The 20,643-nt window shown below is 63.2% G+C and carries 22 protein-coding genes; 14 read left to right on the top strand and 8 right to left on the bottom strand.

The features are described from left to right. Position 1 precedes the first annotated feature (1 nt). Both AC04SH_RS12720 and AC04SH_RS12715 read right to left on the bottom strand, forming a co-directional pair. The gene (locus AC04SH_RS12720; RefSeq protein WP_477231580.1) at positions 2-724 is read right to left on the bottom strand and encodes an SDR family oxidoreductase; all 723 of its coding nucleotides are present in this window, start codon (positions 722-724) and stop codon (positions 2-4) included. Then, the gene (locus tag AC04SH_RS12715; protein WP_488575267.1) at positions 721-1,560 is read right to left on the bottom strand and encodes an SDR family NAD(P)-dependent oxidoreductase; all 840 of its coding nucleotides are present in this window, start codon (positions 1,558-1,560) and stop codon (positions 721-723) included. The genes AC04SH_RS12720 and AC04SH_RS12715 overlap by 4 nt, the downstream gene beginning before the upstream one ends. Positions 1,561-1,664: 104 nt before the next feature. On the opposite strand from AC04SH_RS12715, the gene AC04SH_RS12710 reads away from it, so the two are divergent. Next, positions 1,665-2,537: a helix-turn-helix transcriptional regulator gene (locus tag AC04SH_RS12710; protein ID WP_488575266.1), complete on the top strand. Its 873-nt coding sequence runs from the start codon at positions 1,665-1,667 to the stop codon at positions 2,535-2,537. Between the two features lie 12 nt (positions 2,538-2,549). Here the strand turns inward: AC04SH_RS12710 and AC04SH_RS12705 are convergent, their stop codons facing one another. After that, entirely contained in the window at positions 2,550-3,179 is a 630-nt protein-coding gene (locus AC04SH_RS12705; protein WP_142868293.1) for a TetR family transcriptional regulator C-terminal domain-containing protein, read from the bottom strand. A gap of 254 nt (positions 3,180-3,433) precedes the next feature. Here AC04SH_RS12705 and aptA point away from each other — a divergent pair, with 254 nt between their 5' ends. The 7 genes from aptA (at position 3,434) to AC04SH_RS12670 (ending at position 9,401) form a co-directional block, all read left to right on the top strand. Then, positions 3,434-4,762, top strand: coding sequence for an omega-aminotransferase AptA (gene aptA / locus AC04SH_RS12700; protein WP_488575265.1), 1,329 nt, complete (start codon positions 3,434-3,436; stop codon positions 4,760-4,762). A gap of 112 nt (positions 4,763-4,874) precedes the next feature. Further along, on the top strand, positions 4,875-5,315 hold the full coding sequence (locus AC04SH_RS12695; protein ID WP_488575264.1) for an endonuclease domain-containing protein: 441 nt from the start codon (positions 4,875-4,877) through the stop codon (positions 5,313-5,315). Next, positions 5,316-6,566 (top strand): Zn-dependent hydrolase, encoded by a 1,251-nt coding sequence (locus tag AC04SH_RS12690; RefSeq protein ID WP_488575263.1) that lies wholly within the window; start codon positions 5,316-5,318, stop codon positions 6,564-6,566. A 115-nt stretch (positions 6,567-6,681) separates the two neighbouring features. Continuing rightward, positions 6,682-7,098, top strand: a complete 417-nt coding sequence (locus AC04SH_RS12685; protein WP_488575262.1) for an endonuclease domain-containing protein — start codon at positions 6,682-6,684, stop codon at positions 7,096-7,098. A gap of 80 nt (positions 7,099-7,178) precedes the next feature. Further along, positions 7,179-8,630: a dihydropyrimidinase gene (hydA, locus tag AC04SH_RS12680; protein ID WP_477231575.1), complete on the top strand. Its 1,452-nt coding sequence runs from the start codon at positions 7,179-7,181 to the stop codon at positions 8,628-8,630. A gap of 35 nt (positions 8,631-8,665) precedes the next feature. Then, positions 8,666-9,004 carry a hypothetical protein gene (locus AC04SH_RS12675; protein ID WP_488575261.1) on the top strand — a complete coding sequence of 113 codons (339 nt, stop codon included), beginning with the start codon at positions 8,666-8,668 and terminating at the stop codon, positions 9,002-9,004. Positions 9,005-9,020: 16 nt separating this feature from the next. After that, on the top strand, positions 9,021-9,401 hold the full coding sequence (locus AC04SH_RS12670) for a hypothetical protein (RefSeq protein WP_488575260.1): 381 nt from the start codon (positions 9,021-9,023) through the stop codon (positions 9,399-9,401). A 17-nt stretch (positions 9,402-9,418) separates the two neighbouring features. On the opposite strand, the gene AC04SH_RS12665 is transcribed toward AC04SH_RS12670, so the two are convergent. Further along, positions 9,419-9,823 carry a cupin domain-containing protein gene (locus AC04SH_RS12665; protein ID WP_056571948.1) on the bottom strand — a complete coding sequence of 135 codons (405 nt, stop codon included), beginning with the start codon at positions 9,821-9,823 and terminating at the stop codon, positions 9,419-9,421. A gap of 116 nt (positions 9,824-9,939) precedes the next feature. Between AC04SH_RS12665 and AC04SH_RS12660 the strand changes: the two genes are divergently transcribed. From AC04SH_RS12660 to AC04SH_RS12645, 4 genes are all read left to right on the top strand, one after another. Then, entirely contained in the window at positions 9,940-10,731 is a 792-nt protein-coding gene (locus AC04SH_RS12660; protein ID WP_488575259.1) for an ABC transporter ATP-binding protein, read from the top strand. A 322-nt stretch (positions 10,732-11,053) separates the two neighbouring features. Then, positions 11,054-11,932 carry an ABC transporter permease gene (locus AC04SH_RS12655; protein WP_488575258.1) on the top strand — a complete coding sequence of 293 codons (879 nt, stop codon included), beginning with the start codon at positions 11,054-11,056 and terminating at the stop codon, positions 11,930-11,932. Beyond that, positions 11,929-13,083, top strand: coding sequence for an ABC transporter permease (locus tag AC04SH_RS12650; RefSeq protein WP_488575257.1), 1,155 nt, complete (start codon positions 11,929-11,931; stop codon positions 13,081-13,083). Before AC04SH_RS12655 ends, AC04SH_RS12650 begins: the two co-directional genes overlap by 4 nt. A gap of 39 nt (positions 13,084-13,122) precedes the next feature. Continuing rightward, positions 13,123-14,094 (top strand): ABC transporter substrate-binding protein, encoded by a 972-nt coding sequence (locus AC04SH_RS12645; protein WP_192258496.1) that lies wholly within the window; start codon positions 13,123-13,125, stop codon positions 14,092-14,094. A 49-nt stretch (positions 14,095-14,143) separates the two neighbouring features. Here the strand turns inward: AC04SH_RS12645 and AC04SH_RS12640 are convergent, their stop codons facing one another. Then, the gene (locus tag AC04SH_RS12640) at positions 14,144-14,602 is read right to left on the bottom strand and encodes an Lrp/AsnC family transcriptional regulator (protein ID WP_477231569.1); all 459 of its coding nucleotides are present in this window, start codon (positions 14,600-14,602) and stop codon (positions 14,144-14,146) included. Positions 14,603-14,724: 122 nt separating this feature from the next. On the opposite strand from AC04SH_RS12640, the gene AC04SH_RS12635 reads away from it, so the two are divergent. Beyond that, positions 14,725-16,008 carry a cystathionine gamma-synthase family protein gene (locus AC04SH_RS12635; protein WP_488575256.1) on the top strand — a complete coding sequence of 428 codons (1,284 nt, stop codon included), beginning with the start codon at positions 14,725-14,727 and terminating at the stop codon, positions 16,006-16,008. 166 nt (positions 16,009-16,174) lie between these two features. Beyond that, on the top strand, positions 16,175-16,618 hold the full coding sequence (locus tag AC04SH_RS12630) for a CHRD domain-containing protein (RefSeq protein ID WP_488575255.1): 444 nt from the start codon (positions 16,175-16,177) through the stop codon (positions 16,616-16,618). Positions 16,619-16,782: 164 nt separating this feature from the next. On the opposite strand, the gene AC04SH_RS12625 is transcribed toward AC04SH_RS12630, so the two are convergent. The 3 genes from AC04SH_RS12625 to AC04SH_RS12615 form a co-directional block, all read right to left on the bottom strand. Continuing rightward, positions 16,783-18,432: a thiamine pyrophosphate-binding protein gene (locus AC04SH_RS12625; RefSeq protein ID WP_488575254.1), complete on the bottom strand. Its 1,650-nt coding sequence runs from the start codon at positions 18,430-18,432 to the stop codon at positions 16,783-16,785. Further along, entirely contained in the window at positions 18,429-19,604 is a 1,176-nt protein-coding gene (locus AC04SH_RS12620) for a CaiB/BaiF CoA transferase family protein (RefSeq protein ID WP_488575253.1), read from the bottom strand. The genes AC04SH_RS12625 and AC04SH_RS12620 overlap by 4 nt, the downstream gene beginning before the upstream one ends. A gap of 82 nt (positions 19,605-19,686) precedes the next feature. Then, positions 19,687-20,619 (bottom strand): alpha/beta fold hydrolase, encoded by a 933-nt coding sequence (locus tag AC04SH_RS12615; protein WP_488575252.1) that lies wholly within the window; start codon positions 20,617-20,619, stop codon positions 19,687-19,689. Between the last annotated feature and the right edge of the window lie 24 nt (positions 20,620-20,643).

Genomic DNA, 20,643 nt, shown 5'->3' with positions numbered 1-20,643 from the left:
TTTACGCCGCGAAGCGCAAACCGCCATCGCAGGTCAGAACCTGGCCGGTCATGAAACCGTTGGAGACGAGGAAAGCGATTGCGCCGGCGACGTCTTCGGCGTGGCCGATCCTGCCGACAGGGGTCTTGCCGGCATAGTCGGCAAAGATCGCCTGCCGTTGGTCGTCGGGCAAAAAGTCCCACCAGGGCGTGTCGATGACGCCGGGCGCGACGACATTGACGCGCAGCGGCTTCAGCTCGACCGCGAGGATTGGCACCACCGTCAGCAGCATGCCGTTGACGGCGGCGATGCCGGCAACGCCGGGCGCGGTCAGTTGCGCCGATACCGCCGATATGAAGGTCACCGATCCCGATTTGTTGAGTGTCGGCAAGGCTGCCTGCAGGCAGGACAATTGCGGCCGGACTTTCTCGTCGACGCCACCGGCGATGTCGCCTAGGTCGAGGCTCGCGAACGGGCCAAGCCCCTTGCCGCCGCTGGCTGCCAGAACGAGGTGATCGAAGGGTCCGAGGTCATCGAAGAACCGACGGACCTCGTCCGGCTTCGAAGCATCGAAGGCAGCCTTGCCGGCCGCGCCGCCAAGGCTCTTCCAGGCGCTGTTCAGCTTGTCCTGATTGCGGCCGGTGATGGTGACCTTCATGCCCGGGCCGAGCAGTTTGCGCGCGGTCGCCAGGCCGATGCCTGAGGAGCCGCCTATGATGACTGTATGTTCGATCTTGCTGGTCATGAATGCTGTTCCTTCGATTTTGAGGAAGCCTGGCCGACGAGGTCGAGGCTCAGAGCTTGCAATTGCTGTCTGGCCTTGGCGTCGTAAGCCTGCGCATCGGCGCGGGATTCCTTTTGGCCGTCGAAATAGAGGCCGCTGCGGCCCTCAAGGGCCGGTGAGGTCGCGAGGTTGAGGATGGCGTCGGCGCCTGTCCCGACCGAACTCCACGGTGTCACACCGGCCCGGCGCACCATGGTCGTGTTCATGTAGCTCGCCGGATGCAGGGCGTTGGCGGTGACGCCGCTGCCCTTCAGCTCTCCGGTCAGATCGATGGTGAACAGGATCTGCGCCAGCTTGCTCTGGCAGTAAGCGCGCACGCCGTCATAGGAGCGCGTCAGCATGACATCGTCGAAATCGATCGCCTGCTGGCCGGCCGAGGCGACATTGACGATGCGCGATGGCGAACTCGCCTTGAGCAGCGGCAGTAGCTCCGACGTCAGCAGGAAACCGGCGAGATAATTGACGGCAAAGCGCAGTTCGAAGCCGTCGGCGCTGAGCTGCCGCTTGGCGCCGGCGGTACCGATGCCGGCATTGTTGATGAGGATATCGAGCCGGTTGGTTCTCGCATGCACGGCCTCAGCGAGGCGGCGGACCTCGGCCAGCGAGGCGAGGTCGGCGGCGAGAAATTCGGCCTTGCCGCCGGCGGTTTCGATTTCGGCGACTGTCGCCTTGCCGCGCGCCGCATCGCGGCCATGCACCAGTACGCGTGCGCCGCCGGCGCCAAGCCGTTGCGCGACGACGCGGCCGACGCCGTCGGTTGAGCCGGTGATGAGGATTGTCTTGTCTTTTAGGTCCATGTCGGAGAGCCTCCATATTCGCTCTGGGTGACAAGATGGGGCGATCGGCGCGCCGCAAACAGTTCAAACTTTATCCTGGTATCGGTACTGCTATATTGCGCCCCATGGACGTTTCTGCACCATCACCCGAAGACAGCCGCCGGCGCGAGCTAGGCGCCTTCCTGCGTTCGCGCCGCGAAAGGCTTTCGCCGTCGGCCACCGGCATCGCGGCCGGTGCCAGGCGGCGCACGCCCGGTCTGCGCCGCGAAGAGGTGGCGATGATCGCCGGCGTCGGCACGACCTGGTACACCTGGCTGGAACAGGGCAGGGACGTGCGGCCTTCCGTCGAGGTGCTGACGGCGCTTTGCGAGGCCTTGCGCCTCGACGCTGCCGAGAAGCGGCATTTGTTCACGCTGGCTGGCCGCCAGCAGCCCGAGCGGCGGCGCATCACCCCGGTCAAGATCGAGGGGCCTTTGCTGCACATGCTGCAGAGCCTGGTTCTGCAGCCGGCCTATATTGTCGGGCCGCGCTGGGATGTGCTGGCCTGGAATGCCGGGGCCGTTGCCATTTTCGGCGACTACGGTTTGTTGGAGGGTGATGCCCGCAACATCCTCCATGGCGTGTTCACCGATCCGCACCGGCGCCACCTGCTGGTCGATTGGGAACAGCTGGCGCGCGCCACCCTTGCCGCGTTTCGGGCCGAGAGCGCGAAATACACGGGCGATCCGGACTTCGAGCGGCTGATTGCGCTGATGATGCGTTCCAGCCCGGAATTCCGCGAATGGTGGCCGCAGCGCGATGTGGTGCATCGTCTGTCCGGCAAGAAGTATCTGCGCCACCCGATCGCCGGCGCGATGGCGTTTGAGCATATGAGCCTGTCGATCGACGACGGCTCGGACATGAAGCTGATTGTCTACACGCCACTCGCCGAGCAGAATTCGATCGCCAAATTGGAAGAACTACTCAAGGCGCAGCCGCAAGAGCTGCGCAGCGCCTAATCGGCTCGCGCCTCAGCCCTTCGGCTTCAGCCCGTCGATGAACAGCTGCTCCAGGAACCGCGCCGCATCCTCGAAGCGGCCGTCGCCGCCGCGGTCGGCGCCGAGCACGGCGCGGACCTGGACGTCGAAATCCGCATAATGCTGCGTCGTAGCCCAGATCGAAAAGATGAGGTGCCAGGGATCGGTGCGGGCGATCTTGCCCGCCCGCATCCAGCCCTTGATGACATTGGCCTTTTCGTCGACCAGCGTTTTCAGTTCGCCTTCCAAAAGCGGCATGATGCGTGGCGCGCCCTGCAAAATCTCGTTGGCGAACAGCCGGCTTTCCCTGGGAAAATCGCGCGCCATTTCAAGCTTGCGCCTGATGTAGCTCCTGAGTTCGGTCAGGGGATCGCCGATATCGTCGAGTTCGCGCAGTGGCGCCAGCCATGTCGCCAGCAGCCGCTCCATCAGCGTTTCGTGAATATCTTCCTTGCGGCGGAAATAATAGAGCAGGTTCGGCTTCGACATTCCCGCGGCTTCGGCGATCTGGTCGATCGTTGAGCCGCGAAAGCCGTTGGTGGAGAAGACTTCGAGCGCCGCTTCCAGGATCAGTTCGCGCTTTTCCTGCTGGATGCGGGTGCGGCGAGGAGCGGAGCCTTCCATGGCGTCGGTCATACGGCCAAGCCTTGGTCGCGCGGGTCATCTGGACCAATTCTCTGGACCAGTTTTTCTCTTACCCGTGGAGCGCACTTCGGAGGCCGCATTTCCGCTAGTAATCCCTTGACCGCCGACAAGGCGGTGCTAACGTTTGTCCAATCGGTCAAAATTTGCGTAGCATGAAAACGTCGCAAAGACCAAGTGTTGGAAAGACCAAGCGTTAGCCGCACCGAAACAGGTTACAAGGGGAAGTCTTGGTCATGTCCAACCGGCTGAAAGTCACGCCGAACGATCTCAGCGCATTCTGGATGCCGTTCACGGCAAACCGGCAGTTCAAACAGGCGCCACGCATGTTCGTGTCCGCCAAGGACATGCATTACACCACCAGCGATGGCCGCAAGGTGCTCGACGGCACCGCCGGCCTCTGGTGCGTCAATGCCGGCCATTGCCGTCCCAAAATCACTGAGGCGATCCAGCATCAGGCCGCTGAACTCGACTATGCGCCCGCCTTCCAGATGGGCCACCCGATCGTGTTCGAGCTGGCCAACCGCCTGGTCGATCTCGCGCCCAAGGGCATGGATCATGTCTTCTTCACCAATTCCGGTTCGGAATCGGTCGACACGGCGCTGAAGATGGCGATCGCCTATCACCGCGTGAAGGGCGAGGGCGCGCGCACCCGCCTGATCGGCCGCGAGCGCGGTTATCACGGCGTCAATTTCGGCGGCATCTCGGTCGGCGGCATCGTCAGCAACCGCAAGATGTTCGGCACGCTGCTCGGCGGCGTCGACCATATGCCGCATACGCATCTGCCGGAGAAGAACGCCTTCTCCAAGGGCGTGCCGGAATATGGCGCGGAGCTTGCAAACGAGTTGGAGCGCATCGTTGCGCTGCATGACGCCTCGACCATCGCCGCTGTCATCGTCGAGCCGGTCGCCGGTTCCACCGGCGTCATCCTGCCGCCGAAGGGCTATCTGCAGAAGCTTCGCGAAATCTGCACCAAGCACGGCATCCTGTTGATCTTCGACGAGGTCATCACCGGTTTCGGCCGCCTCGGCGCGCCGTTCGCCGCCGACTACTTTGGCGTCACGCCCGACATCATGACCACCGCCAAGGGCGTTTCCAACGGCGTCATCCCGATGGGCGCGGTGTTCGTGAAGAAGGAGATCCACGACGCCTTCATGACCGGCCCCGAGCACATGATCGAGTTCTTCCACGGCTACACCTATTCGGGCAATCCGATCGCATGTGCGGCGGCACTCGGCACGCTCGACACCTACAAGGAAGAGGGCCTGCTCACCCGTGGCGAGGAACTGGCGCCGTACTGGGAAGATGCGCTGCATTCGCTGAAGGGCGAGCCGCATGTCATCGACATCAGGAATATCGGCCTGATCGGCGCGATCGAACTGGCACCGATTGCCGGCCAACCGACCAAGCGGGCCTTCTCGGCCTTCGTCAAGGCGTTCGAGCGCGGCGCGCTGATCCGCACCACCGGCGACATCATCGCGCTGTCGCCGCCGCTGATCATCACCAAGGGCCAGATCAACGAACTGATCGACCATGTGCGTGAAGTGCTGAGGGCGATCGATTGACGAACCGGGCGCGGATACCCCTCCCCCTCGAGGGGAGGGTGGCCGCGAAGCGGCCGGGTGGGGTCCGCGGTGCAGCGTGCCGGCCTGATCTTTTGCTACGAGGCTGCCCCTGATGCCCCGCACTCGCGTGAGCTTCGAAATGCGTCAAAAAGCGCGTGCGCTTCGAGTTCACGCGACCAAGGGCGAAAATCTGCTCTGGTATGAATTGCGCGATTTCAAATCGGTCGGCATCAAGTTTCGCCGCCAGTGCCCTATCGGGCCGTACATCGTCGACTTTGCCTGCTTGGCTGTGAAGCTGATCGTTGAGGTCGATGGCGACATGCACGAACACGAGAAGGGCAAGCGGCACGACGCTGTCCGCGATAATTACCTGCGGTCGCTCGGGTACGATATCTTTCGCGTTGACGAACCCGATGTCATAAACAGCGCTTGGCATGTGGCGCAGGTGGTCAAAGAGAAGGTCGCGCGCGTCGCGGGCGACCCCACCCGACCGCTTCGCGGCCACCCTCCCCTCGAGGGGGAGGGGGACGCTGTGCAATTGGAGAGACTTTGAATGGCCGCCCCAGGCGAGAATCTGCGAATCAATTCAGACCGTTTGTGGGATTCCATCATGGAGATGGCGAAGATCGGCCCCGGCATTGCCGGCGGCAACAATCGCCAGACCGTGACCGACGAGGACAGCGAAGGCCGGCATCTGTTCAAGCGCTGGTGCGAGGCGGCCGGACTCGAAATGGGCCTCGATGAAATGGGCACCATGTTTGCGCGCCGGGAAGGCGCCGATCCCAGCCTGCCGCCGGTCTATGTCGGCAGCCATCTCGATACGCAGCCGACCGGCGGCAAATATGACGGCGTGCTTGGCGTGCTCGGCGGGCTGGAGATCATCCGCTCGCTCAACGACCTCGGCATCACCACCAGGCATCCGATCGTCGTCACCAACTGGACCAACGAGGAAGGCTCGCGCTTTGCCCCGGCGATGATGGCGTCCGGCGTGTTCGCCGGCGTGCTGGAGCAGGCGGACGTGTATCAGCACACTGATAAACAGGGAAAAAAATTCGGCGAGGAGCTGGAGCGCATCGGATGGAAAGGCACCGAGAAGGTCGGTGATCGCAAGATCCACGCCTTCTTCGAACTGCATATCGAGCAAGGGCCGATCCTCGAGGATGAAGGCATCGATATCGGCGTCGTCACCCATGGCCAGGGGCTGAAATGGCTGCAGGTGACGCTGACCGGCAAGGAGGCGCATACTGGCTCGACGCCGATGCCCAAGCGCCGCAATGCCGGGCTCGGCATGGCCCGGGTGATCGAGCTGGTGCACGAGATCGCCATGGACTACCAGCCCGACGCCGTCGGCGCCGTCGGCCATATGGAAGTGTTTCCCAATTCGCGAAACATCATAGCCGGCCGCACCGTCTTCACCATCGACATTCGCTCGCCCGAGAAGGAAGTGCTGGACGCGATGGACGGCCGGATCCGCGAAGGCATCGAAACGATCTGCGAGGCGCTCGACATCCAGTACAAGGTCGAACAGGTCGGCGCTTTCGACCCGGTGACCTTCGACGCCGGTTGCGTCAAGGCAATCCGCGACGCCGCCGATCGGCTCGGCTATTCGCACCGCAATATCGTCTCCGGCGCCGGCCACGATGCCTGCTGGATCAACCGCGTTGCGCCGACCGCCATGGTGATGTGTCCCTGCGTTGACGGGTTGTCACACAACGAGGCCGAAGAAATCACCAAGGAATGGGCCGGCGCCGGCGCCGATGTGCTGTTCCACGCGGTGGTGGAGACGGCGGGGATCGTGGCGTGATAGGTCGGCGCTGCACCCCCACCCCTAACCCCTCCCCACAAGGGGGAGGGGGACCAGCAACGCCGGCGCCTATCTTTGTGGCGAAGGCCTTGAAGGGCTCAGCTGTGATGGCGCGATGCCAAGCCTCCCTCCCCCTTGTGGGGAGGGATTGAGGGTGGGGGTACTCTTGGCACCGACTTCTATCAACCCGGCAGCCATCAAGCGAGCCCGAGCCCTTCGTCGAAACATGACGGAAGGCGAACGCAAGCTTTGGTCCGAGTTGAAGGAGTTCCGCCGACTTTACGGTCTACATGCGAGAAAGCAGGCGCCAATCGGACCTTACATTGCGGACTTCGTTCTGCATGAAAAGAACCTCGTCATCGAGGTGGACGGAGAGCATCACTTTACGCCGGAGGGAATGGAGAAGGATCGGATACGCGATGCATGGTTTGGCCGAGAGGGCTATCGTGTGCTGCGATTTTCCACGGGAGAGCTGACGGATTCTTTCGATGGTTGCATCGAGGAGATATTGCGGGAAGTTGGAGTGATGTAGCGACAGGTTACTCAATACTGGACCGATCTGAATCGAGCAAAGCGCTCACAAGAAGCGCGGCAGCACAAGGGAACACGACAATGACCAAAGTCATCCGAAACGGCACCATCGTCACCGCCGACCGCACGTGGAAGGCCGATGTGCTGATGCAGCACGGCAAGATCGTCGCCATCGGCTCCAACCTGCATGGCGACCATGAGTTCGACGCCACCGGCTGCTACATCATGCCGGGCGGCATCGATCCGCACACCCATCTCGAAATGCCGTTCATGGGGACCTATTCGGCCGACGATTTCGAATCCGGCACCCGCGCGGCCCTCTCCGGCGGCACGACGATGGTGGTCGATTTCTGCTTGCCGGCGCCGCAGCAGTCGCTGCTGGAAGCCTTGCAGATGTGGGACAACAAGACCTCGAAGGCTTCCTGCGACTACTCCTTCCACATGGCGATCACCTGGTGGGGCAAGCAGGTGTTCGACGAGATGGCGACCGTCGTCGACAAGGGCATCACGTCGTTCAAGCACTTCATGGCCTACAAGGGCGCGCTGATGGTGGACGACGACGAGATGTATGCGTCGTTCCAGCGCTGCGCCGACCTCGGCGCGCTGCCGCTGGTGCATGCCGAAAATGGTGACGTGGTCGCCGCTCTGTCGCAAAAGCTCTTGGCCGCCGGCAATAACGGGCCGGAGGCACATGCCTATTCGCGGCCGCCGGAGGTGGAAGGCGAGGCGGCCAACCGCGCCATCATGATCGCCGACATGGCCGGCGTGCCGCTCTATATCGTGCATGTCTCATGCGAGCAGGCGCACGAAGCGATCCGCCGCGCGCGCCAGAAAGGCATGCGGGTGTTCGGCGAGCCGCTGATCCAGCATCTGACGCTGGATGAGAGCGAGTATTTCAACAAGGACTGGGACCATGCGGCGCGCCGTGTCATGAGCCCGCCCTTCCGCAACAAATTGCACCAGGATTCGCTGTGGGCAGGCCTGCAGGCCGGCTCGCTGCAAGTGGTGGCGACCGACCACTGCGCCTTCACCACCAAGCAGAAGCGCAACGGCGTTGGCGATTTCACCAAGATCCCGAACGGCACTGGCGGGCTCGAAGACCGCTTGCCGGTGCTGTGGACCACCGGCGTCAACACCGGCCGGCTGACGATGAACGAGTTCGTCGCCGTGACCTCGACCAACATCGCCAAGATCCTCAACATGTATCCGAAGAAGGGCGCCATCGTCGAAGGCGCCGATGCCGACATCGTGGTCTGGGACCCGAAGCGCAAGAAGAAGATCACGTCGAAGAAGCAGCAGTCGGTGATCGACTACAATGTCTTCGAAGGTTTTGAAGTGACCGGCCTGCCGCGCTTCGTCTTTTCGCGCGGTGAACTCTCGATCGAGGAAGCGGAGATCAAGGCCAAGCCCGGCCATGGCGAATTCGTCGCCCGCGAGCCGAACGCGGCGGTCAACCGGGCGCTGTCGACCTGGAAGGACATCACCGCGCCGCGCAAGGTGGAACGCACCGGCATTCCGGCGACAGGGGTTTGAGGTTGCGGAGCTTCGCAGCGCTCATCTCGTTGGTCGTGGCGACCGTCATCGCCGGTCCGGCAGAAGCGGCCAGCGTACTGGTTGGCTCCTGGGGCAACGATGCCGGCTGTGTCTTTGCAAAGGCCGGTTATCAGGACCGTGATGACTATATCCTGCTGACTGCCGAAGGAATCGAGACCTATGGCAGCGGCTGTCGGTTTGCGCAGCAATTGACCTCGGCTTCGGGTACGCAATCGCTTGAAGCAACCTGTTCGGCCGAGGGCGAGGCGGGGACGACGGCTGAAACCGTTATGGTCACCAACAAGGGCGATGATGGTTTCTTCGTGACCATTCCCGGCCTTGAGGAAATGGGACCGCTGCAACCGTGTTCGTGACGTTGGATTTGGGGGAATGAGCGTGCGTGGTTTTGGTCTCTCTGTAGCGGTGCTTGCCGTTCTGGCCGCTGGTCAGGCTTTCGCGGCAGGCATCGATCTGTCGAAACCCTATGGCGACAAATATGGCTGCATCAACCGCAACGGCCAGGAAGTCGCCGCCGATCGGATGCTGCTTTTGACCGACGAGGCATTGGTCACCGCCGCCAGCGCCTGCACCTTCACCGAGAAACAGGCGCAGGCCGATGGTTCGGTGGTGACGGCAACCTGTGAGGCGGAAGGCGAGGAGGGCTCGGAGCCGACCAAGTTCACCATCAAGCGCAGCGCCAAGAACGCCAAGAGACTGACGGTTACTGACGAGGACGGCAACGTCATGGGGGAAGTTGCGCGGTGCAAATGACGGCGATCCCGTCAGTGTCAGGCGACCAGCGCATCCAGTTCCGGCAGCAGGACGACGCTTTCCTGTTCGTTGGGATCAGTGCGGGCGATGACGGCCGAAGAGGGGGCATTGCTCAGATTGGCCGGCAGATGCGGCACACCGGCCGGGATGTAGAAGAGGTCGCCGGCCTTGACGACGATGTGGTGCTCCAGCCGGTCGCCATACCAGGTGTGGACCTCGCCGGAGAGCACGTAGATCGCCGTTTCATGGCTTTCATGCAGGTGCGCCTTGGCGCGGGCGCCGGGCGGCATGGTGAGCACGTGCATGCAGATGCCGGAGGAACCGACCGACTCCGTGGCGATGCCGGCAAAATAGGTCAATCCCTGCTTGCCTTCATAAGTGCTTTCAGGACGGATAAGGTGACAGGTGGGTTTGGGCGACATCGGCAAGGCTCCGGGCGTCGGTTGAGTGGGATTGGACGAGTGGAAAACAACATCAACGTAAATGCAACGGCGTTTCATCCTGCGCGGCAGCGGCTGCGAAAGGCAGGCTGCGGCCAATGACGGGAACCTCGCCAGCCGTCGTTTCGGCAAGCAAACTTGGCCTCACCTTCCAGACCAATGACGGTCCAGTAGAGGCGCTCTCCAATGTCGACCTCACCATCGGCAAGGGCGAGTTCGTCTCCTTCATCGGCCCGTCCGGCTGCGGCAAGACCACTTTGCTGCGCGTCATCGCCGATCTGGAGAAGCCGACGTCGGGCACGATCTCGGTCAACGGCATGACGCCGGAACAGGCGCGCGAGAAACGCGCCTATGGCTATGTCTTCCAGGCGGCCGCCCTTTTCCCGTGGCGTACCATCGAGCGCAATGTGGCGCTGCCGTTGGAGATCATCGGCCTGTCCAGGGCCGAGCAGGCCGAGCGCATCAAGCGCACGATGGAGCTCGTCAACCTCTCAGGATTCGAGAAGAAATACCCCTGGCAACTTTCCGGCGGCATGCAGCAGCGCGCCTCGATCGCCCGCGCGCTCGCCTTCGACGCCGATCTTTTGCTGATGGACGAACCGTTCGGGGCGCTGGACGAGATTGTGCGCGACCACCTCAATGAGCAATTGCTGGAATTGTGGGCGCGGACCAACAAGACGATCTGCTTCGTCACCCATTCCATCCCCGAGGCGGTGTACCTGTCGACGCGCATCGTCGTCATGTCGCCACGCCCCGGCCGGGTCACCGACATCATCGAATCGACGCTGCCGAAGAAAAGGCCGCTGGATATTCGCGAGACGCCGGAGTTTCTGGCGATCGCGGCTCGGGTGAGGGATGGTCTGAGGGCGGGGCACAGCTATGATGATTGAGGGCTGTCCCAGGCGAACCGGCAACAACGACTTCGTCATCCTAGGGCGAAGCAAGGAGCGAAGCGACGCGGCGCAGACCCTAGGATCCATGCCGTTGCTTCTATGCACCGCAACGGTGCAGAACGGCGCACCCTTCGCCGCGCCTTCGAAGGCAAACATTCTCGACCGCTTATACCCCTCGGCCCACGTCACGGAATGGATCCTAGGGTCTGCGCGACGCTTCGCGTCGCTCCGCCCTAGGATGACGAAGGCGAAGGCGCTCGGCCTTCGCTTCGCTCCGGCCACCCTCTCCCCGGTGAGGAGAGGAGAAGGGGAGCGCTAAATGGACACCTTCCGCGACAAACTCATCCCCGTCACCTCGATCCTCCTGGGCGTGGTCGTGCTCTGGTACATCTTTGCCGTCATCCTCAACGCGCCGTTCCAACGCGATCTCGACCGCCGCGCCAACGAAACCCACGGCACCGTCGAGTTCATCGGCAAGACGCTGTCGCAGCCCAAGCCGACATTGCCGGCGCCGCATCAGGTGGCGGTGAATTTCTTCGAGAACACGTTTCTGCGGCCGATCACCTCGACCCGCAGCCTCGTCTACAATGCCTGGGTGACGCTGTCGTCGACGCTGCTCGGCTTTGCCTTCGGCACCGCGCTCGGCATCATCATCGCCGTCGGCATCGTCCATGTGGCAACGCTCGACCGCAGCCTTATGCCGTGGATCATCGCCTCGCAGACGATTCCCATCCTGGCGGTGGCGCCGATGATCATCGTCGTTCTGGCGGCGATTGGCGTGACTGGTCTCATCCCGAAGGCGATGATTTCGACCTATCTGTCGTTCTTCCCGGTGACGGTGGGCATGGTGAAAGGCCTGCGTTCACCCGAGATCATGCATCTCGACCTGATGCACACTTACAATGCCAGCGCCTCGCAGACCTTCTGGAAGCTGCGCGTGCCGGCGTCGGTGCCGTTCCTGTTCACCTCGATGAAGGTGGCAGTGGCGGCAAGCCTGGTCGGCGCCATCGTCGGCGAACTGCCGACCGGAGCCGTCGCCGGCATCGGCGCGAAACTGCTCGCCGGCGCCTATTACAGCCAGTCCATCGACATCTGGTCGACTCTGGTTGCCGGCTCGGTGGTGGCGGCGCTGCTGGTCATGGTGGTCGGCATGGCCGGGCGCCTCGTCGACCGCGCCATGGGCGGGAGGCCGGCATGAACTGGCTGAAGCCATCCTGGCAAGCGCTGCTGGCCATTGTGCTGTGCCTTGTCGCTCTGGCGCTCGGCGCGATGTCGAAGCCGGAAGCGGCTGCACTCGCAGATCCGGCCGCCAGCTTCGACTACCCCTATTTCGGACTAAAGACCCCGATGATCGGCCTGGCCGTGCTGGCGGGGCTGATCTCCATGGCCAAAATTCCGTCGCTGGCCGAAGCCGCGGTGCTGTTCATCGGCGCTCACCTCGTCGCCTGGCTGCTGATCTCGGGCATTGCCGGTTTCGAAGGCACGGCATTGGCGCCGTATTTCCTGCTTCTCACCGCTGCCTGGCTGCTGGCCTGGCGCTGCGTCGCGGTGCTGTCGGGACTTCTGCCGATGGCAAAAGGGGCGCGGATGGCGCTGCGCCTGATCATCCCGGCGATCTTCGGCGCCTGGATCCTGATCATCTGGGAAGCGGTGACGCGCGGCGCCGGCATCCCCTTCATCCTTTTGCCGCCGCCGAGCGCCATCGGCGCGCGCATTGCGAGTTCCCTGCCGGTGCTCGGCGCCGATGTCCGGCAGACCATCTTCAAGGCGGTGATCTTCGGCTATGTCGTCGGCAGCGGCGCCGGGTTCCTCGTGGCCATCGCGGCCGACCGCGTGCCGTTCCTGCGCCGTGGCCTGCTGCCGATCGGCAATATGGTCTCGGCGCTGCCGATCATCGGCGTAGCACCGATCATGGTCATGTGGTTCGGCTTCGACTGGCCGTCCAAGGCAGCGGTGGTCATCATCATGACCTTCTTCCCGATGTTGGTGAATACGGTCGCAGGTCTTGCCGCCTCCGGTCATATGGAGCGCGACCTGATGCGCACCTACGCGTCGGGTTACTGGCCGACGCTCTTGAAGCTCCGGTTGCCGGCCGCGGCGCCCTTCATTTTCAACGCGCTGAAGATCAACTCGACGCTGGCACTGATCGGCGCCATCGTCGCCGAGTTCTTCGGTACGCCAGTCGTCGGCATGGGCTTTCGCATCTCGACCGAGGTCGGGCGGATGAACATCGACATGGTCTGGGCCGAAATCGCAGTTGCAGCCCTTGCGGGTTCGGTCTTTTATGGCGTGGTCGCTCTTGTCGAGAGAGCCGTCACGTTTTGGCATCCCTCTGTCCGTGGTGGATAGGGCGGTGGGTTTTGGGTGTTAACTTCAGAGGGTAAAAACATGAAAAGACTGATCATTCCGTTGCTGGCCGGCGCGATGTCGCTGGCCGCGTTCCAGGCCATGGCCGCCGACAAGGTGACCTTGCAGCTGAAATGGGTCACGCAGGCCCAGTTTGCCGGCTACTACGTCGCCAAGGCCAAGGGTTTCTATGAGGCCGAAGGCCTCGACGTCGACATCAAGCCGGGCGGTCCCGATATCGCGCCGGAGCAGGTGATTGCCGGCGGTGGCGCCGATGTCATCGTCGACTGGATGGGCGGGGCGCTGGCCGCGCGCGAAAAGGGCGTGCCACTGGTCAACATCGCCCAGCCGTTCAAGAAGGCCGGCATGGAACTGGTCTGCCCGAAGGACGGCCCGATCAAGACCGAAGCCGACTTCAAGGGCCATACGCTCGGCGTCTGGTTCTTCGGCAACGAATATCCGTTCTACGCCTGGATGAACAAGCTCGGCCTCAAGACCGAAGGCGGCCCGGACGGTGTCACCGTCCTCAAGCAGAGCTTTGACGTGCAGCCGCTGATCCAGAAGCAGGCCGATTGCATCTCGGTCATGACCTATAACGAGTACTGGCAGCTGATCGACGCCGGCTACAAGCCGGAACAGCTGACCGTGTTCAACTACTCGGCGATGGGCAACGACCTGCTCGAAGACGGGCTCTATGCCTCGGAAGACAAGCTCAAGGATCCTGCCTTCGAAGACAAGATGGTGCGTTTCGTGCGCGCTTCGATGAAGGGCTGGAAATACGCCATCGACAACAATGACGAAGCCGCTGGTATCGTCATGGACAATGGGGGCCAGGACGAGAACCACCAGAAGCGGATGATGAGCGAAATCGCCAAGCTGATCGACAATGCCGACGGCAAGCTCGATCCGGCGACCTACGAGCGCACCGCCAAGGCGCTGCTCGACCAGAAGATCATCACCAAGGCGCCGACCGGCGCTTACACCACGGCCATCACCGACAAGGCTATCAAATAAGCCTGACCGGCTGTAGTGATAGTCCGATAGTGAGAACGGCGCCTCGGGTTCAGAGGCGCCGTTCCTTTATGGTGTTCATGACGAAGCTGGTCTCGATCGAGGCGACGCATTTCAGCCGCGCGATCTTTTCCTTGATGAAGCGCTCGTACTGGTCGAGGCTGCCGGTCACCACCTTCAGCACATAGTCGCGCGACCCGGTGACGAGGTGGCATTCCAGCACCTCTTCCCAACCGCGGATCGCCTCCTCGAACATGACGATCTCGTCCTCGTTCTGCCGGCTGAGCCTGACGGTGGCGATGGCGACCATGCTCCAGCCGAAGGCGGCCGGATCGACCAGCGTGGTGTAGCCCCTGATGGTGCCGGCTTCCTCCAGCCGCCGCACCCGCCGCAGGCAAGGTGACGGCGACAGGCCGATGCGTTCGGCCAGCTCATTGTTGGTGATGCGGGCGTCGGCCTGCAATTCGCGCAGGATTTTAAGGTCGAAATCGTCGGCTATCTTCTGCTGCAATTTTGCTCGCTCCTGGCAGTTTGTTGCTGGAATGCAGCCATGCGAGGCCGAAAATAGCAAGGACTGCGTGAAGGAGATCGCATAAATTGCCGCGCGAGACTCCTCCAAATGCAGGAAAAGCCATGACCGCGCCACGCCCGTCGAAAACCCATATCGGCAACCACAAGCTCCACCCCGAGACGCTGATGTTGAGCTATGGCTTCGATCCGCAACTGTCGGAAGGCGCCGTCAAGCCGCCGGTGTTTTTGACCTCGACCTTCGTGTTCAAGTCGGCGGAAGAGGGGCGCGACTTCTTCGACTACACCTCCGGCCGCAAGGAGCCGCCGAGCGGCACGGCGTCCGGCCTGGTCTATTCGCGCTTCAACCATCCCAACTCAGAGATCGTCGAGGACCGGCTGGCGGTCTATGAGGGAACGGACGCCTGCATCCTGTTTTCGTCGGGCATGTCGGCGATCGCGACCACGCTGCTCGCCTATGCCCGCCCAGGCGATGTCATCCTGCATTCGCAGCCGCTTTACGGCGGCACCGAGACGCTTTTGACGCGCACGCTGTCCGGTTTCGGCATCGGCGCTGTCGGTTTTGCCGATGGCGTCGACGAGACGGCGGTGCGGGCGGCTGCAGACGCGGCAGTTGCGAAGGGCCGCGTCTCGGTCATCCTGATCGAGACGCCGTCCAACCCAACCAACAGCCTGGTCGACATCGCGCTGACCCGGAAGATCGCCGACGAGATCGGCGGCAAGCAGGGTTCGACGCCGATCATCGTCTGCGACAACACGTTGCTCGGTCCGGTGTTTCAGCGACCGATCGAACATGGCGCTGATGTCTCGGTCTATTCGCTGACCAAATATGTCGGCGGCCATTCCGACCTGATCGCCGGTGCGGCCATGGGCAGCAAGGCGGTGACCAAGCCGATCAAGGCTCTGCGCGGCGCCATCGGCACGCAGCTCGATCCGCATTCCTGCTGGATGCTCGGCCGCTCGCTGGAGACGCTATCGATCCGCATGGAGCGGGCCAACGACAATGCGCGCCTAGTGGCCGAATTCCTGCGCGACCATGCCAAGGTCGAGAAGGTGCACTACCTGCCGTTCCTCGGCGAGGATACGGCCGCGGGCCGCGCCTACAAGGCGCAGTGCAGCGGCGCCGGCTCGACCTTCTCGTTCGATATCAAAGGCGGGGAGAAGGCGGCCTTCGCTTTCCTCAACGGGCTGCAGATCTTCAAGCTCGCGGTGAGCCTCGGTGGCACGGAATCACTTGCCAGCCACCCGGCGGCGATGACCCATTCCGGCATTCCCTTCGACGTGCGCCAGCGCATCGGCGTGCTGGAGACCACGGTCAGGCTTTCGATCGGGGTCGAACACCCGGACGATCTGATCGCCGACCTGACGCAGGCGCTGGCCGGCGTCTGACGGCAGCTCTTCTGGAACTGGAAAGGGGGCGAGCGATCGCTCCCTTTTTTGTTTCCCAGTCACAAAACCGTGTGTCGGGAAACATTGCGTCGTTCAGACGTTCCGGTTGAGGCATGCGCGCGCCGCGGGAGCCGCGACGCATGTGACACGCAATCGGAGGTTCTTCATGCGCACTCAATCCGTCCTGCCAGTGCTTTCGGCTCTGGCCATCTCGCCCGCTTTCCTGTTCGCGTCGCCGGCCATGGCGGAGGTGGTGAAGTACAAGGCGACGCTCGACGGCAGCCAACAGAGCCCGCCCGTCACCACCAAGGGCAAAGGCACTGCTACCTTGACGTTCGACACCACCAAGAAGAAGCTCAGCTGGAACGTCAAATATTCCGGCCTCAGCGGACCGGCGACCGCCGCGCACATTCACGGCCCGGCAGCGATGGGCGCGAGTGCAGCGCCCGTGATCCCGTTCAAAGGCAAGCTCAAGAGCCCGATCAAGGGTTCGGCGGAGCTAACCGACGCGCAGGCCGCCGACCTGGCTGCCGGCAACTATTACGTCAATGTCCACACCGCCGCGAACAAGGATGGCGAGATCCGCGGGCAGATCGAGGCGGCGAAGTAGGGACGGACAGAATAGCGATTGCTTTGGAAGTCGGCGGGACAGCGCCACCCTCTGTCCTGCCGGCCGCTCGTCGTTCGGAAAGCCAAGCAATTGGCTTTCCGTCCGCTGCGCGGAGCACTCCTCCCCACAAGGGGGGAGATCGGATTTCGCGACTGCCTCGCCAATCAGGCCTTGTCGCGGATCTGGGTCATCGTCCGGGTCGGGGTGATCGCCTCGGGATCGAGCCTGATCTCGACGATCGCCGGCTTGCCGCTGGCCCGGGCGCGCTCGAAGGCGGGGGCGAAATCGGCCGTCTTCTCGACCGTTTCGCCGTGGCCGCCATAGGCGCGGGCAAGGGCGGCAAAGTCCGGATTCTTCAGGTCGGTGGCGACGACGCGGCCCGGATAGTCACGCTCCTGATGCATGCGGATGGTGCCGTAGATGCCGTTGTTGACGACGATGACGATGATCGGCAGGTCATACTGGACGGCGGTGGCGAATTCCTGCCCGTTCATCAGGAAGCAGCCGTCGCCGGCAAAGGCGATCACGGTGCGGTCCGGGTGCAGCGCCTTGGCGGCGACCGCAGCAGGCGTGCCGTAGCCCATCGAACCGGAGGTGGGAGCGCCTTGCGTGGCGAAGCGGCGGAAGCGGTGGAAGCGATGCACCCAGGTGGCGTAGTTGCCGGCGCCGTTGGTCAGAATGGCGTCGTCTGGCAGCACCTTTTCCAGGTAGTTCATGATCGGTCCCATCTGGACCGGGCCAGGGCCGCTTTCAGGCGGCGTCGACCAGTCGAGATAGGCGGCATGCGCCTTCGCTGTCTCGTCCGCCCAGGACGGCGTGCGAGCCGGTTTGCGCTTGGCGAACGCCTCGACGAAAGCCGAGGGCGAGGCGTTGATCGCCAGCGTCGGCCGGTAGACGCGGCCAAGCTCGCCGGCATCGGCGTGGACATGCACCAGCGTCTGGTCGGGGTAGGGGCTCTTCAGCAGCGTATAATCGGAGGACGGCATCTCGCCCATGCGGCCGCCGATCAGCAGCACCAGATCGGCCTGTTTGATCGCCGTTGCCAGCTTCGGGTTGATGCCGATGCCGACATCGCCGGCATAGTTCGGGTGGAGATGATCGAACAGCATCTGGCGGCGGAAGGAGCAGCCGACCGGCAGCGACCAGGCCTCGGCGATGGTGCGCATGCGTGCCACCGCTTCCTCGTCCCAGCGCGTGCCGCCGAGGATGACGAAGGGACGCTTGGCCTTTCCAAGCAGTTTCTCCAGAGCGTCGAGCTCGGCTTCGCCGGGCCGCGTTTCGACTGGCGTGTGCGGCAAGGCTGCGGGCGCTTCGACCAGACTGGTCAGCATGTCCTCGGGCAGCGAGATCACGGCAGGACCGGGGCGGCCTGAGGTTGCCACCGCGAAGGCGCGGGTGACGAATTCCGGGATGCGCGCGGCATCGTCGATCTCGACGACCCATTTGGCGATGTCGCCGAAGAAGCGCTTGTAGTCGACTTCCTGGAAGGCCTCGCGCTCCTTGGCGTGGCTGGCGACCTGACCGATGAACAGGATGACGGGCACCGAATCTTGCATGGCGATGTGAATGCCGGCGGACGCATTGGTGGCGCCGGGGCCGCGGGTGACGAAGCAGATGCCGGGCTTGCCGGTCAGCCGCCCCTGGCAGTCGGCCATCATGGCAGCGCCGCCTTCCTGGCGGCAGACAATGGTGCGGATCGACGAGTCATGCAGCGCGTCGAGAACGGCGAGATAGGATTCGCCCGGCACGCAAAAGATGCGATCGGTGCCGTTGGCCTCGAGTGCGTCGACAATCAATTGTCCGCCGGTCTTCATTTTCCAGATTTCTCCAGTTCGGCAAGGATTTCTTCGGTGTGTTCGCCAAGGCGCGGCGAGGGGCGCTCGTAGACCAGCGGCGTGCCCGACATCACCATAGGCGCGCGCACCGAGGGCAGACGGTTGCCGTGGCCATCGTCGAGGTCGAGGCGCATGCCGCGCGCAATGGTCTGCGGATCGGCGAACATCTGGCCGATATTGTTGATCGGGCTCGCCGGCACGCTTGCCGCTTCGAGTTTCGCCAGCAGCGGGTCGCGATCCCAGTTCTTCAGCGTCTCGATCATGTGCTCGCGCAATTTCACCCGGTTGGCGACACGGGCAGGGTTGGTGGCGAAATCGGGATCCGCTGCGAGATGGTCGAGCCCGACAGCGGCGCAGAATTTGCCGAACTGGCCGTCATTGCCGACTGCGAGGATGATGTGGCCATCCCTGACCGGTACGACCTCATAGGGCGCGATGTTCATATGCGCATTGCCCATCTGCACCGGCGATTTGCCGGAGACGAGATAGTTGAGGTTCTGGTTGCCGAGTGCGGAGATCTGGGTGTCGAACAGCGCCATGTCGATGTGCTGGCCTTCGCCGGTCTTTTCGGCATGGCGAAGCGCTGCCTGGATGGCGATCACCGAATAGAGGCCGGTGAAGATGTCGGAAATGGCGACGCCGGCCTTTTGCGGCTCGCGCCCGGCCTCGCCGGTGATCGACATCATGCCGGCCATGGCCTGGATGATGAAATCGTAGCCCGCGCGGGGTGCGTAAGGCCCATCCTGGCCGAAGCCGGTGATGGAACAGTAGACGAGCTTTGGATTGAGCTTGCGCAGGCTCTCGTAATCGAGGCCGTATTTTTTCAGCCCGCCGAGCTTGAAGTTCTCGATCAGCACATCCGAGGTAGCGACCAGCCGGCGTATCGTTTCAGCACCCTCAGGCGTCGAGAAGTCGATGGCGATGGAGCGCTTGCCGCGATTGCAGGAATGGTAATAGGCGGCCGACAGGTTCTCGCCGTCATGGCTCATGACGAAGGGCGGACCCCATTTGCGGGTGTCGTCGCCACCGTCGGGACTCTCGACCTTGATGACGTCGGCGCCGAGATCGGCCAGCAACTGTCCGGCCCATGGCCCGGCCAGGATGCGGGCGAGTTCGACGACGCGGACGCCTTTCAGCGGAGGTTCAGCCATAAATCACCAAAAACGGGTCGGAACCGCAGCCTCTATCAATCCGGGATGCCGCTGTCACGGGCCTTGCGCTGGGCCAGCGATGTCACCGTTCCAGCACGCTGTCGGCCCAGGCGGCAAAATCGTCCATGACGGTGTCGCGGTTCACTTCGTTCAGGCTTTCGTGGCGGGTGTCGGCGTAAACCTTTGAAAGCAGATCCGAAAAGCCCATCGCGCTCATGCGTTTGGCGAGATGATCGATGGCTTTGCCGTAGTCGGAAGCCGGGTCTTTCTCGCCGCCGACGATGCTGACTGGGAGGTCGCGCCTTATGCCGGCAAAGCCGGAATCCTTGCCGCCATTCTGCGCCATCTGGACGACGTCGCGCCACATCGAGATCGAGGCATCCCAGCCGCAGAGCGGATCGGCGACGTACTTGGCCACTTCCGCCTCGTCGCGCGACAGCCAGTCGAACAGCGTCTTGTGGTTGGGCACCGCCTTGCCCCAGGCCTGGAAGGTTAGTCGGGGCAAGATACGCGAGGGGACATCGGAGCCGAGCCTGAAGCGCTCATAGGCCAGGATGGCGAGCGCCAACTGGCCAAGCAGGCCTTGCGAGAAATTGCCGTTCCAGATCGCGGCGGCGTGAACGCGTGGCGAGTGCGCCAACAGATAGTTCAATGCCACCGACGCGCCCATCGAATGGCCGAACAGGATGACCGGTACCCCCGGCTGCTCCTTGGCGATCAGGTCGTGGACGGCGTCGACATCGGCAATCACCTTGGCGGCGCCGTCGGTGCCGGCGAACCTGCCGAGCGGCGCATTAGGCGCCTTGGTCGCGCCGTGGCCGCGGTGGTCGTGGACGTAGACATGAAAGCCGCGCGGCGCGAGGTAATCGGCAAAGCGGGCATAGCGCGCGGCATGCTCGGCCAGGCCGTGATTGATCTGGACGACCGCACGCGGAGTGCCGCTCGCGTGCTTCACATAAAGGTTGAGCGTGGCCCCGGTCGGTGAGGCCAGCGTCGTCTGCCTGTCAAATGCCATGTCTCGCTCCCTCAGCGACTGTTG

Source organism: Mesorhizobium sp. CNPSo 4688 (genome assembly GCF_057784295.1).
This window is presented reverse-complemented; position numbering and strand designations above follow the sequence as displayed.

What these genes read in the sequence shown, in the direction of transcription:
- AC04SH_RS12720 (WP_477231580.1), bottom strand. Translation starts at nt 724, where the DNA reads ATGACCAGCAAGATCGAACATACAGTCATCATAGGCGGCTCCTCAGGC.
- AC04SH_RS12715 (WP_488575267.1), bottom strand. Translation starts at nt 1,560, where the DNA reads ATGGACCTAAAAGACAAGACAATCCTCATCACCGGCTCAACCGACGGC.
- AC04SH_RS12710 (WP_488575266.1), top strand. Translation starts at nt 1,665, where the DNA reads ATGGACGTTTCTGCACCATCACCCGAAGACAGCCGCCGGCGCGAGCTA.
- AC04SH_RS12705 (WP_142868293.1), bottom strand. Translation starts at nt 3,179, where the DNA reads ATGGAAGGCTCCGCTCCTCGCCGCACCCGCATCCAGCAGGAAAAGCGC.
- aptA (WP_488575265.1), top strand. Translation starts at nt 3,434, where the DNA reads ATGTCCAACCGGCTGAAAGTCACGCCGAACGATCTCAGCGCATTCTGG.
- AC04SH_RS12695 (WP_488575264.1), top strand. Translation starts at nt 4,875, where the DNA reads ATGCCCCGCACTCGCGTGAGCTTCGAAATGCGTCAAAAAGCGCGTGCG.
- AC04SH_RS12690 (WP_488575263.1), top strand. Translation starts at nt 5,316, where the DNA reads ATGGCCGCCCCAGGCGAGAATCTGCGAATCAATTCAGACCGTTTGTGG.
- AC04SH_RS12685 (WP_488575262.1), top strand. Translation starts at nt 6,682, where the DNA reads ATGCCAAGCCTCCCTCCCCCTTGTGGGGAGGGATTGAGGGTGGGGGTA.
- hydA (WP_477231575.1), top strand. Translation starts at nt 7,179, where the DNA reads ATGACCAAAGTCATCCGAAACGGCACCATCGTCACCGCCGACCGCACG.
- AC04SH_RS12670 (WP_488575260.1), top strand. Translation starts at nt 9,021, where the DNA reads ATGAGCGTGCGTGGTTTTGGTCTCTCTGTAGCGGTGCTTGCCGTTCTG.
- AC04SH_RS12665 (WP_056571948.1), bottom strand. Translation starts at nt 9,823, where the DNA reads ATGTCGCCCAAACCCACCTGTCACCTTATCCGTCCTGAAAGCACTTAT.
- AC04SH_RS12660 (WP_488575259.1), top strand. Translation starts at nt 9,940, where the DNA reads ATGACGGGAACCTCGCCAGCCGTCGTTTCGGCAAGCAAACTTGGCCTC.
- AC04SH_RS12655 (WP_488575258.1), top strand. Translation starts at nt 11,054, where the DNA reads ATGGACACCTTCCGCGACAAACTCATCCCCGTCACCTCGATCCTCCTG.
- AC04SH_RS12650 (WP_488575257.1), top strand. Translation starts at nt 11,929, where the DNA reads ATGAACTGGCTGAAGCCATCCTGGCAAGCGCTGCTGGCCATTGTGCTG.
- AC04SH_RS12645 (WP_192258496.1), top strand. Translation starts at nt 13,123, where the DNA reads ATGAAAAGACTGATCATTCCGTTGCTGGCCGGCGCGATGTCGCTGGCC.
- AC04SH_RS12635 (WP_488575256.1), top strand. Translation starts at nt 14,725, where the DNA reads ATGACCGCGCCACGCCCGTCGAAAACCCATATCGGCAACCACAAGCTC.
- AC04SH_RS12630 (WP_488575255.1), top strand. Translation starts at nt 16,175, where the DNA reads ATGCGCACTCAATCCGTCCTGCCAGTGCTTTCGGCTCTGGCCATCTCG.
- AC04SH_RS12625 (WP_488575254.1), bottom strand. Translation starts at nt 18,432, where the DNA reads ATGAAGACCGGCGGACAATTGATTGTCGACGCACTCGAGGCCAACGGC.
- AC04SH_RS12620 (WP_488575253.1), bottom strand. Translation starts at nt 19,604, where the DNA reads ATGGCTGAACCTCCGCTGAAAGGCGTCCGCGTCGTCGAACTCGCCCGC.
- AC04SH_RS12615 (WP_488575252.1), bottom strand. Translation starts at nt 20,619, where the DNA reads ATGGCATTTGACAGGCAGACGACGCTGGCCTCACCGACCGGGGCCACG.